Below are 10,939 nucleotides of genomic sequence, written 5' to 3' on the forward strand. Positions count from 1 at the left end.
TTGGGTAGGGGGTAAGGCTGGTTTCAACGGGAGGGCGTAATAGGTGGATTTTCTCCACTTGCTGATCTACAGAAGAGTCCATAATCACAATTCTTCCAAAGAGGCCAAACCGGCGTTATATAGATGCTGTTTTTCCACTTGCTTTCGTATAATCGGCAGAAATCCGTTGACTGCATTGCATTTGTAAACAGAATGGAGAGAAGAGATGAGGCTGACGTTATATACCGACTACTCCTTGCGAATCCTCATGTATCTCGGAGCGAAGCAGCGGGAAGAGCTGACAACTATACAGGATATCTCCAGCGCATATGGCATCTCCAAGAATCATCTGATGAAGGTCTCGCATGAACTCGGCAAGGCGGGCTATATTGAAACGGTCAGAGGGCGCGGGGGAGGGATCAGGCTTGCGCTTGCGCCGGAGAAGATCAATATCGGGGAGGTCGTGCGCCGGATGGAGGATGATTTCTATCTCGTCGAATGCTTCCATCCTTCAGGCGGCAGTTGTCCGATCTCCCCGGTGTGCGGACTCAAAGGCGTGCTGGGCAGAGCCCTGCAAGCTTATCTGCAGGTACTGGGCGAGTATACGCTTGAGGACCTGTTGATGAATAGAGATGATCTGCGTGCCATTCTGCAGGAGAGCAGCAGCCGTGCTACTCCGCGAACAGAAGACGTTCCTCATCCCGGCTATGAACCGCGTTCACTACCAGCAGTGCGTGGAACTGGTGGACCACCTCAGGAGTGAGGCCTTGTTCCGCCAGCATTACTTTGACATCCTTTACTATAATCCGCAGTAAATCATGATCACGTGCAAGCCGGAGAACTGCGTCTTGCAGGCCGGGATTCTTCCCGGCCATCTCCTGATAGAATCCGTCTTCCTCCGCATCGGCGTGGCTGATAATCCGCGTCTCCCAGTACTCGATTAAATGCTCGGCGGCCTGGTGCGCCACTTCGAATTCCTTCGCTTCCAGCAGTTCCTCCATTTCTTCCGTCTTAGCTGCAGCACCGGAGAGCCCGCCCTGATGAATAGCATGGTGAGCGTGCAATTGGCGCAGTGAGGGTCCTGGCATGTTGCTTCATCCTCCCGTTTTTTTGTCAGTATAGCATACAGATTTGTAGTGTAATTCCCGCTAAGGCATTCCCCGGACAAGAAAGAGGGAAGTCCCTAACAGGCCCCCTGCCGGGTACAATAAACGGCCAGAACAAAGCTTTTCTCCTCAGCGGGAAAGGCTTGTTTGCATTGGATTCAGATCGAGGGAATTCCCGAGGTTCAATAGGTGTTTCCCTAATGGGAAGCAGGGCCGGGGAGATCCATAATGGACTTAACTGAATAGATTTTGGAGGGAGTGTTCCTGAGCGATGAAGAAGAAATTCAGCCTAAACTTTTTTAAACCGGTGGAGAGCTATTCCGGGAACTGGTCCATTCTTGAAGAGAAAAACAGGGATTGGGAGAATATGTACCGCCAGCGCTGGTCTCACGATAAAGTAGTGCGCACCACTCACGGAGTCAACTGTACAGGCTCCTGCAGCTGGAAGGTGTTCGTGAAGAACGGAATCATCACCTGGGAGAACCAGCAGATTGACTATCCTTCCTGCGGGCCGGACATGCCGGAATTTGAGCCGCGCGGCTGTCCCCGCGGAGCTACCTTCTCCTGGTACGAATACAGCCCGCTGCGCGTGAAATATCCGTATATCAGAGGGAAGCTGTGGCGGCTGTGGCAGACGGCGCTGCAGGAGCATGACAATTATGTCGACGCCTGGGCCAGCATTGTTGAAGACCCTGAGAAGGCAAGCCAGTACAAGAAAGCGCGCGGGAAAGGCGGCCATATCCGTGTGGCCTGGGACGACGCGCTGCGGCTTATCTCCGCACAGCTGATCTATACAATCCGTAAATACGGCCCCGACCGGATCGCCGGCTTCACCCCGATTCCGGCTATGTCGATGGTCAGCTACGCCTCGGGGGCGCGGTTCATCTCTCTCCTCGGCGGTCAAATGCTGAGCTTCTATGACTGGTATGCCGATCTTCCTCCGGCTTCACCGCAGATCTGGGGGGAGCAGACGGATGTGCCGGAATCTTCGGACTGGTACAACGCCGGGTACCTGATGATGTGGGGCTCTAATGTACCGCTAACCCGCACGCCGGATGCCCACTTTATGACGGAAGTACGCTATAAGGGAACCAAAGTCGTGTCGGTCGCGCCGGATCTCGCCGAGAATGTCAAATTCGCCGACAACTGGCTGGCTCCGAATCCAGGCTCGGACGCGGCGCTTGCCCAGGCCATGACGCATGTCATCCTGCAGGAGTTCTACCAGGAACGCCAGGAGCCGATGTTCCTGAATTATGCGAAGCAATATACAGATATGCCGTTCCTGATTCTGCTTGACCCTCATGAGGATGCCCTGAAGGGCGGACGTTTCCTGCGGGCGAGTGATCTTGGAGATACCTCCCCGCACTCGGACTGGAAGCCGGTCATCTTCGACGAAGCAGCGGGTGAGATGATGGTTCCGAACGGTACGATGGGGCAGCGCTGGGAAGAGGGCAAGAAGTGGAACCTGATTCTCGAGCGGGAGGACGGCAGCAGGGTCGAGCCAGCCCTGACCATTGAAGACCATGGGGAAGAGTGGACGGAAATCGTGTTCCCGTTCTTCGATAATGCGGGCAACGGCACGTTCAGACGGATGATTCCGGCCCGGACCATACGGCTCGCCGACGGTACAGAACGTTATGCCGCCACAGTCTATGATCTGATGATGAGCCAGTATGGCATCACGCGCAGAGAGAGTCCGCTGAATGCCAAGGGGTATGAGGACGCCGGATCTCATTATACCCCGGCCTGGCAAGAGAAGATTACGACGGTGAAGGCAAGTGTCGTCGTGCAGATCGCCCGCGAATTCGCCCAGAATTCGCTGGATACGGGCGGGCGCTCCATGATCATCATGGGCGCAGGGATCAACCACTGGTTCAACAGTGATACCATCTACCGTTCCATTCTGAATCTGGTGGTGCTGACCGCCTCCCAGGGTGTCAACGGCGGCGGCTGGGCGCATTATGTCGGCCAGGAGAAATGCCGCCCGATTGAAGGCTGGTCAACGGTTGCCTTTGCCAAGGACTGGCAGGGTCCGGCACGCCAGCAGAACGCGACATCCTTCTTCTACTTTGCAACAGAGCAATGGCGTTATGAAGAGAGCGGCACTGATTCGCTGAAATCGCCAACGGGCGGGGAGGTAGCTTACCAGCATCCGGCGGACTATAACGTGCTGGCTGCACGTCTCGGCTGGCTGCCTTCCTTCCCGCAATTTAACAAGAACAGTCTGCTGTTTGCCGAGGAGGCTGCGCAGCAGGGCAAGAAGACGAATGCAGAGATTATCAGCCACACTGTGGAAGAGATCACCTCGCGGAAAACACGGTTTGCCGTGGAAGATCCCGGCGCTCCGGAGAACTTCCCCCGCTCCCTGTTCATCTGGCGCTCGAACCTGATCTCCAGCTCTGCCAAAGGGCAGGAATACTTCATGAAGCATCTGCTTGGAGCCTCCGACGGTCTCCTGGCCGAGCCGAATGAAGAGCAGAAGCCGGAGGAGATTGTCTGGCGCGGGGATGTGGAAGGCAAGCTCGACCTGATGGTTGCCCTGGATTTCCGGATGACCACCACACCGCTCTATGCGGATGTCGTGCTGCCGGCCGCAACGTGGTATGAGAAGACCGACCTGTCGTCCACCGACATGCATCCGTTTGTGCATCCGTTCAATCCGGCCGTGAATCCGCTATGGGAATCCCGTTCCGACTGGGATATCTACCGCCAATTGTCAGAGGTATTCTCCGAGATGGCGAAGTCGCAGCTGCCCGGCGTCTATAAGGATGTTGTGATGTCACCGCTGGGCCATGACTCCATCAGCGAAATTTCGCAGCCGATGGGTCTGGTCAAAGACTGGGCCAAGGGCGAAGTCCCGGCCATCCCGGGTACAACCATGCCGAACTTCACGATTGTGGAGCGGGATTACACCCAGATTCATGACAAATACACCTCACTCGGACCGAATCTGGCAACCGGCAAAGCAGGCGCGCATGGCATCAGCTTCTCTGTCGCTGAAGAATACGAGGAACTCAAGAAGATCAGCGGCGTGCATTACGATGAATCGATTAAGAACGGACTGCCAAAGCTGCTAACCGCCCGTCAGGCCGCAGATACCATTCTTCATCTGTCTTCAGCCACCAACGGCCGCGTATCCCAGAAGGCTTATGCTGCGGCAGAGAAGGATTCAGGTGTAGAGCTGCGCGACATCTCGGCAGACCGGGCAGCTGAGAAAATTACGTTCCAGAGCATTACCGCACAGCCGCGCGAAGTGATTCCGACCCCGGTATTCAGCGGCTCGAACAAGCAGGGACGGCGTTATTCCCCGTTCACCACGAATATTGAACGTCTCGTTCCGTTCCGGACCCTGACGGGAAGACAGCATTTCTACATTGACCATGAAATCTTCCAGCAGTTCGGCGAAGCGCTGCCGGTCTACAAGCCGACGCTGCCACCGATGGTGTTCGGGCCGCGCGACAAGGAAGTGAAGGGCGGGCAGGATGCCCTGGTTCTGAGATATCTGACACCGCACGGGAAATGGAATATCCACTCGACCTATCAGGATAATCAGCATATGCTGACGTTGTTCCGGGGCGGTCCAACGGTGTGGATCAATAATGAGGATGCTGCGGCCCATCAGATTGCCGATAATGACTGGCTCGAGGTCTATAACCGCAACGGTGTCGTAACGGCACGTGCGGTAGTCAGCCACCGGATGCCGAGAGGCACCATGTTCATGTACCATGCCCAGGACAAGCACATTCAGGTGCCGGGTTCTGAAATTACGGATACGCGCGGCGGAAGCCACAATGCGCCTACCCGGATCCATCTGAAGCCTACCCAGATGGTCGGCGGATATGCACAGCTCAGCTACGGCTTCAACTACTATGGTCCGATCGGCAACCAGCGTGATGTCTACGTAGCCGTCCGCAAAATGAAGGAGGTCAACTGGCTTGAAAATTAAAGCGCAAGTGGCAATGGTAATGAACCTGGATAAATGCATCGGCTGCCACACCTGCAGCGTGACCTGCAAGACGACCTGGACGAACCGCAAGGGTGCGGAATATATGTGGTTCAATAACGTGGAGACGAAGCCCGGTATCGGTTATCCGAAACGCTGGGAGGACCAGGAGCTCTACAAGGGCGGCTGGCAGCTGCGCAAGGGCCGGCTTGAGCTGAAGTCCGGCAATAAGCTGTCCAAGATCGCACTCGGCAAAATCTTCTACAACCCCGACATGCCGGAGATGAAGGATTATTATGAGCCGTGGACGTACAACTACGAGCATCTGACGAATGCGGGGGAACAAAAGCATTCCCCGGTGGCGCGGGCCCATTCCGCTGTAACCGGCGAGAAGATGGATCTGGAATGGGGACCGAACTGGGAGGATGATCTGGCGGGAGCCCATGTAACCGGCCCGCTGGACCCGAATATCCAGAAGATCGAAGAAGAAATCAAATTCAACTTCGAGAAATCGTTCATGATCTATCTGCCGCGCCTCTGTGAGCACTGCCTGAATCCAAGCTGTGTCGCCTCCTGTCCTTCCGGTGCGATGTACAAGCGGGATGAGGACGGCATTGTCCTCGTGGATCAGGAAGCCTGCCGCGGCTGGAGATACTGCATGACCGGCTGTCCGTATAAGAAAGTGTACTTCAACTGGCAGACCAACAAAGCAGAGAAGTGCACCTTCTGCTTCCCGCGCGTGGAAGCCGGGCTGCCTACAGTATGCTCCGAGACCTGTACCGGCCGGATCCGCTATCTCGGGGTGCTGCTGTATGACGCCGACAAGGTTCTGGAGGCGGCATCCACGCCGGACGAGAAGGATTTATACAAGGCGCAATGTGATTTGTTCCTGAACCCGCATGATCCGGAGATTATGGCGCAGGCGAGAAAAGACGGCATTTCCGAGGACTGGCTGGAAGCCGCCCAGAACTCGCCGGTCTATAAGCTGGCGATTGAGCACAAGCTGGCCTTCCCGCTTCACCCGGAATACCGCACACTGCCTATGGTGTGGTATGTACCGCCGCTTAGCCCGATTATGAATTATTTCGAAGGCAAGGATTCGCTGAAGAATCCCGATATGATCTTCCCGGCCATCGAAGAGATGCGTACGCCGATCCAGTATCTGGCGAACATGCTGACGGCCGGCGACACGGAGACTGTGAAGGAAGCTCTGCAGCGGATGGCGATGATGCGCTCCTATATGCGCGCCCAGTCCACCGGCCGGGAATTCGATCTTACCCGTCTGGACCGTGTCGGCATGACCGCACAGCAGACAGAGGAAATGTACCGGCTGCTTGCGATTGCCAAATATGAGGACCGGTTCGTCATCCCGACCTCCCACAAGGAGCAGCACATGAATCCTTACCGTGCCCAGGGCTCGGCCGGTTACGGCAGCGGGATGGGGGACATGGGCTCCGGCTCCGGCTGTGACGGCTGCGGACCGGCCAGCCCTTCCGGCGACACCATGAAGACCGGCAAGGAAATGTATGAAGAGAATTTCTACGGGGGGATTTGGCGTGATTGATCTGATCAAACTGCATGATTACAAGGAATCCTTCGGTTATTTCGCCCTGCAGCTGATGTATCCGGAGAAGCTGGACTTTCATCCGGCTTTTCTGGAAGAGGCGTTTGACAGCACTCATCCGGGTTATGCCCACGTGCATGCCTATTGGAAGCAAATGCAGAGCTTCAGCCTGGATGAGATCCAGGAGAGCTATGCTGCCACCTTTGATTTTCAGAAGGACTGCGCGCTGTATATGACCTATTTCAAATTCGAGGAGGCCAAGGAACGGGGGCAGATGCTCGCCAAGCTGAAGCTTCTGTACGAAATGTTCGGCCTTGCCATGCCGGAGGGAGAGCTGCCTGATTATTTACCGCTGATGTGTGAATTTATATATGCCGCCCAGTGGCTGGAGGTTCCGGGAGCGCCGGAGAATTTCCGGATGCTGATGGCGATTCTTGAGGATGGCACCTACCATCTGCTCAAGGCGCTGGAGCGGAATGAAAGTCCCTATTACCATCTGGTTAAGGGATTGCGCGAAACCTTCAAAGCTTGTGTTGAACAGGAGGCCCTGAGTCAATGAATATGTCAGGTCAGTTTTTATGGGTCATTTTTCCCTATATGTGTCTGGTGGTCTTTTTCGGCGGCCATATCTTCCGTTACCGTAAGGATCAATTCAACTGGACAGCCAAATCGAGTGAATTTATTGAAAAGAAACAGCTGAAATTCGGCAGCATTCTGTTTCATCTCGGTATTATGCCGGTTATTCTGGGCCATATCGGCGGGCTCGCTGTCCCGAAATCGTGGCTGGAGGCCGTCGGCGTGAGTGATCATCTCTACCACATCGGCGCGGTATATATCGGGGGAATCTTCGGCGCAGCTACCCTGCTCGGGATGCTGATCCTGACCTCGCGGCGCTTTACGCTGAAGAATGTCCGCCGGCTCAGCAGCGCATCGGACCTGATCGTCAACTCCCTCCTCCTGTTCATCGTGTTTATGGGGATGTACTCCACGATTGTAACGAATGCCGTACAGCCTGAGTTTGATTACCGTGATACGATTTCTGTCTGGTTCCGCGGTTTATTCATGTTCCGGCCGGACCCGTCGCTGATGGGTGAGGTGCCGTTTTCCTTCAAGCTTCACATTCTGTCAGGGTTTGCGATCTTTGCCTTTTGGCCGTTCACCCGGCTCGTCCATGTATGGAGTGTTCCGTTGAATTATGTAGGCAGAAGTTATATCCTATACAGAAGAAATAAATCGAATTAACGGAAAGAGCCGGGTGAATTTCTTTCCCTGTTCAAATGAGGAGAGAAACGATGAACAATAAGGTGGATTACCAAGTCGAGCTTGACCGGATGCGCATAGCTTTGGGGTATGACTTCATGTCGCTGGCTTTTGCTGAACCGGCGGAATATGACTATGTCATCCGGTGGAAATACGCCTCAGGGAACACAACGGACCGTTACAAACGGATTGTCCTTCAATCCGGCAGAGGGATTGCAGGCATCGTGTTCAAGACCGGCAAGCCTTTCTTAATCCCGTCTGTGCAGACAGATGTGCAGCCGGACACCTTGTTTAACTATCCCATTACCAAGATGGAGAATCTGAGCAGCATCGGGGCTGTGCCGGTGTGGAATGATGCCCGTGTCGCAGGCGTGCTTCTTGGCGGTTTCAGGGGCGAACGGCAGGTGACCCCTGACATGCTGGGGGACCTGGACAAGGCAGCGCGTAAGGGGATTGGAGACTTGAACGGAAAGGAATTGTTGCTCAGTTGATGACACCCGGAACGGATCTGCAGAGTCTGCTCATGACGAAGCTGTTTGAGAACAGCTCGGAGGCGATGTTCTTTTTTGACCGGCAAGGGAAAGCCCTGGCCATGAATCCGGCTGCCGAGAACATCGTGGACAAGGATATTCTGAAGCAGCTGTATCAGGGGAATCCTGAGGCGCTTTGCGGGACCTGCCGGGGATACACGAGTGAGACGGAGCTCCGTACCTGTCTCAATTGTTATTTTCATACACCGGACTCCGAGGAGTTCACCTCATACCAGGTATATCTGGAGACGAAGGATAAGGGGGTTGTCCCTTATGCGGCCACCTTCCACACCATAGATGACGAGAAGGGCATCAGAGTATTTATGCTTAGGGATCTGACCAGACAGTTCAAGACGCAAGAGAAGTTCTACCAGAACAAAATGATGAAGCATATCATTGAGGCGCAGGAGAATGAACGCAAGCGGATCTCCCGGGAACTGCATGACAGTGTAGCCCAGGAGCTGATGAGTGCCGTGATTGATCTGCGTGTGCTGAAATATATGACAGCTGATGAGCAACTGCTGAAGAAGATGAAGCAGACCGAAGTCTCCATGACCAGGCTTCTGAATGATATCCGCAACCTTTCGGTAGAGCTTAGGCCGGCTGCCCTGGATGATTTCGGCCTGGAGGCCGCATTCCGGTCACACTTCAAGCGGGTGGAGCAAACCTATGGCCTTGTGATTGATTATGAGTCCCGGCTCTCCGAGAAACGGTATGGGAGTGAGATCGAAACCGTCATGTACCGTGTGTGCCAGGAAGCGGTGCTGAACGCCCTGAAGTATGCGCAGGTTGACAGTGTTAAAGTTTCACTTACCGAAAAGGACGGCGTGCTGCTGCTTCGGGTAGAGGATAAGGGAACCGGCTTTAATCAGGGTGACGAGCCGGATGGAACCGGACTTGGCCTGTTTGGCATGCAGGAGCGGGCGGAGCTGGTGGGCGGCACCTTCAGCGTAGATTCAGAGACAGGCAGGGGTACGACAATTATTTTACAGGTACCTGTATGATTTGCGCGAGGAAAGGAATGAGCTTCTGATGAAGATCGTCATTGCAGACGACCATGCGATCGTACGCAGCGGATTCTCCATGATTCTCAATTTTCAGAATGACATTGAAGTGATCGGAGCGGCGGCAGACGGCAGGGAAGCTTACACCATGGTAGCCAAATTCCGGCCGGACATTCTTATTATGGATTTAAGTATGCCTCCGGGTGAGAGCGGGCTGACTGCTACCGGCAAGATTAAAGAGGATTACCCCGATACCAAAATCCTGATTCTGACGATGCATGACGATGATGAATACCTCTTCCATGTGCTGAAGAACGGGGCCTCCGGTTATGTGCTCAAGAGTGCGCCGGACGAGGAGCTGCTGCTGGCCATCCGGACCATTTATGAAGGCGGCACCTATATTCATCCCAAGATGGCAACCTCGCTGGTCCGTGAGTTCATCAAGCAGGATAAAACCGCAGGCACAGAGGATCTGTTCGAGCTGTTATCCAAGCGGGAGCTGGAGATCCTGCCGCTCATTGCCAAGGGATACGGTAACAAGGAAATCGCCGAGAAGCTGTTCATTTCGGTAAAAACAGTGGAAGCCCACAAGGCAAAGATTATGGAGAAATTAAACCTTAAAAGCCGGCCGGAGCTGGTCGAGTATGCTTTGAGGAAAAAAATGCTGGATTTCTGACCGGCGAATGGAGGTAAGCCTTGATGCCGGAACATGAAGGGCTCAAGTTTACGGTGCCCGCCATGCGCATTCTTGAGAATGAACACCGCTATTTATCCTTTCTGATGGAAGAATGGCATGAGATCGTACTTTGGTTTGAGGGGGAGCAGCCCGCTCCGGAAGAAGCCAGAGCTCAGCTTCATAAGCTGCGTAAGGCGGTTCTGGAGTTTACGGACCCGCTGAAGAAGCATACCGTGAAGGAAGAAACGCATTTTTTCCCGCTGCTGGGCCGTTACATCGGTTTTGAACAAGGGCCGCTGGCCGGCATCCAGGAGGAGCACCGCGAGATTGACGGGTATATAGGACATTTCCTGCATCACACAGAGGGCAATGCCGATCTGATGACGCTTGAGGATATCCGTGCTGCGGTGAAGGATGCAGGGGAAGCCTTTGAGGTGCTGACGGTACACTTTGTCAAAGAAGAGACGGTTATCTTTCCGATGGCTGAGCATCAGCTGAGCGCGAAGGACAAAGAGCGGTTAAGCCAACAGCTGAATACGCTTATTACGTGAGAATGCATGAACAGGCTGCTCCTATGTGGGGCGGCTTTTTTTGTGCACAGGAAATTAGACAACAAGAAATCTGGATAAATCCGGGGAGGCAGATTAAGTCACTTGCAACAGCATGGGTTAGGTTTAAATGCAGCGTCTTCCGCAGCGTCTTCCGAAAATAATTGGATTTTCTCCACTTGTCAGTGAACAAAGCCTCCCCTGTCAAACAGCAGTTGGAAAAACAGCACTTAATATGCTGCAAACAGTCAGATTAGAGGAAATAAATAAAATTAAGTGACGTTTATCCAACTGCTATGAACGAATTTGTCAATTCCCCTGTTCCTTCC

The 10,939-nt window shown here is 54.1% G+C and carries 10 protein-coding genes; 9 read left to right on the forward strand and 1 reads right to left on the reverse strand.

Annotated elements, in window-relative coordinates; all coding sequences use genetic code 11:
• Positions 1–205: 205 nt before the first annotated feature.
• Positions 206–742, forward strand: coding sequence for an Rrf2 family transcriptional regulator (locus QW71_RS30030; protein WP_039308153.1), 537 nt, complete (start codon positions 206–208; stop codon positions 740–742).
• Here QW71_RS30030 and QW71_RS30035 read toward each other — a convergent pair.
• On the reverse strand, positions 651–1,067 hold the full coding sequence (locus QW71_RS30035; RefSeq protein ID WP_039308155.1) for a hypothetical protein: 417 nt from the start codon (positions 1,065–1,067) through the stop codon (positions 651–653). The genes QW71_RS30030 and QW71_RS30035 overlap by 92 nt on opposite strands.
• Positions 1,068–1,356: 289 nt before the next feature.
• Between QW71_RS30035 and QW71_RS30040 the strand changes: the two genes are divergently transcribed.
• From QW71_RS30040 to QW71_RS30075, 8 genes are read left to right on the forward strand one after another with little or no spacing between them, the layout of a single operon-like run.
• Positions 1,357–5,031, forward strand: coding sequence for a nitrate reductase subunit alpha (locus tag QW71_RS30040; protein ID WP_039308157.1), 3,675 nt, complete (start codon positions 1,357–1,359; stop codon positions 5,029–5,031).
• Positions 5,021–6,592: a nitrate reductase subunit beta gene (narH, locus tag QW71_RS30045; protein WP_039308158.1), complete on the forward strand. Its 1,572-nt coding sequence runs from the start codon at positions 5,021–5,023 to the stop codon at positions 6,590–6,592. Before QW71_RS30040 ends, narH begins: the two co-directional genes overlap by 11 nt.
• Entirely contained in the window at positions 6,585–7,151 is a 567-nt protein-coding gene (gene narJ, locus QW71_RS30050; protein ID WP_039308160.1) for a nitrate reductase molybdenum cofactor assembly chaperone, read from the forward strand. The genes narH and narJ overlap by 8 nt, the downstream gene beginning before the upstream one ends.
• Positions 7,148–7,834 (forward strand): respiratory nitrate reductase subunit gamma, encoded by a 687-nt coding sequence (gene narI / locus QW71_RS30055; RefSeq protein ID WP_039308163.1) that lies wholly within the window; start codon positions 7,148–7,150, stop codon positions 7,832–7,834. Before narJ ends, narI begins: the two co-directional genes overlap by 4 nt.
• Before the next feature lie 50 nt (positions 7,835–7,884).
• Positions 7,885–8,343, forward strand: a complete 459-nt coding sequence (locus QW71_RS30060; protein ID WP_039308166.1) for a GAF domain-containing protein — start codon at positions 7,885–7,887, stop codon at positions 8,341–8,343.
• Complete coding sequence (locus QW71_RS30065) at positions 8,343–9,386, forward strand: sensor histidine kinase (RefSeq protein ID WP_039308169.1); 1,044 nt, start codon at positions 8,343–8,345, stop codon at positions 9,384–9,386. Before QW71_RS30060 ends, QW71_RS30065 begins: the two co-directional genes overlap by 1 nt.
• Before the next feature lie 28 nt (positions 9,387–9,414).
• Positions 9,415–10,062, forward strand: coding sequence for a response regulator transcription factor (locus QW71_RS30070; RefSeq protein ID WP_039308190.1), 648 nt, complete (start codon positions 9,415–9,417; stop codon positions 10,060–10,062).
• Between the two features lie 23 nt (positions 10,063–10,085).
• Entirely contained in the window at positions 10,086–10,613 is a 528-nt protein-coding gene (locus tag QW71_RS30075; protein ID WP_039308172.1) for a hemerythrin domain-containing protein, read from the forward strand.
• Positions 10,614–10,939 lie beyond the last annotated feature (326 nt).

Origin of the sequence: Paenibacillus sp. IHB B 3415 (assembly GCF_000802655.2) — a bacterium.
GTDB lineage: Bacteria > Bacillota > Bacilli > Paenibacillales > Paenibacillaceae > Paenibacillus_AQ > Paenibacillus_AQ phytohabitans.

Excerpts from the sequence above, each read along its gene's own strand:
- QW71_RS30075 (WP_039308172.1), top strand. The coding sequence starts at position 10,086 with ATGCCGGAACATGAAGGGCTCAAGTTTACGGTGCCCGCCATGCGCATT.
- QW71_RS30070 (WP_039308190.1), top strand. The coding sequence starts at position 9,415 with ATGAAGATCGTCATTGCAGACGACCATGCGATCGTACGCAGCGGATTC.
- narI (WP_039308163.1), top strand. The coding sequence starts at position 7,148 with ATGAATATGTCAGGTCAGTTTTTATGGGTCATTTTTCCCTATATGTGT.
- QW71_RS30060 (WP_039308166.1), top strand. The coding sequence starts at position 7,885 with ATGAACAATAAGGTGGATTACCAAGTCGAGCTTGACCGGATGCGCATA.
- QW71_RS30065 (WP_039308169.1), top strand. The coding sequence starts at position 8,343 with ATGACACCCGGAACGGATCTGCAGAGTCTGCTCATGACGAAGCTGTTT.
- QW71_RS30040 (WP_039308157.1), top strand. The coding sequence starts at position 1,357 with ATGAAGAAGAAATTCAGCCTAAACTTTTTTAAACCGGTGGAGAGCTAT.
- QW71_RS30030 (WP_039308153.1), top strand. The coding sequence starts at position 206 with ATGAGGCTGACGTTATATACCGACTACTCCTTGCGAATCCTCATGTAT.
- QW71_RS30035 (WP_039308155.1), bottom strand. The coding sequence starts at position 1,067 with ATGCCAGGACCCTCACTGCGCCAATTGCACGCTCACCATGCTATTCAT.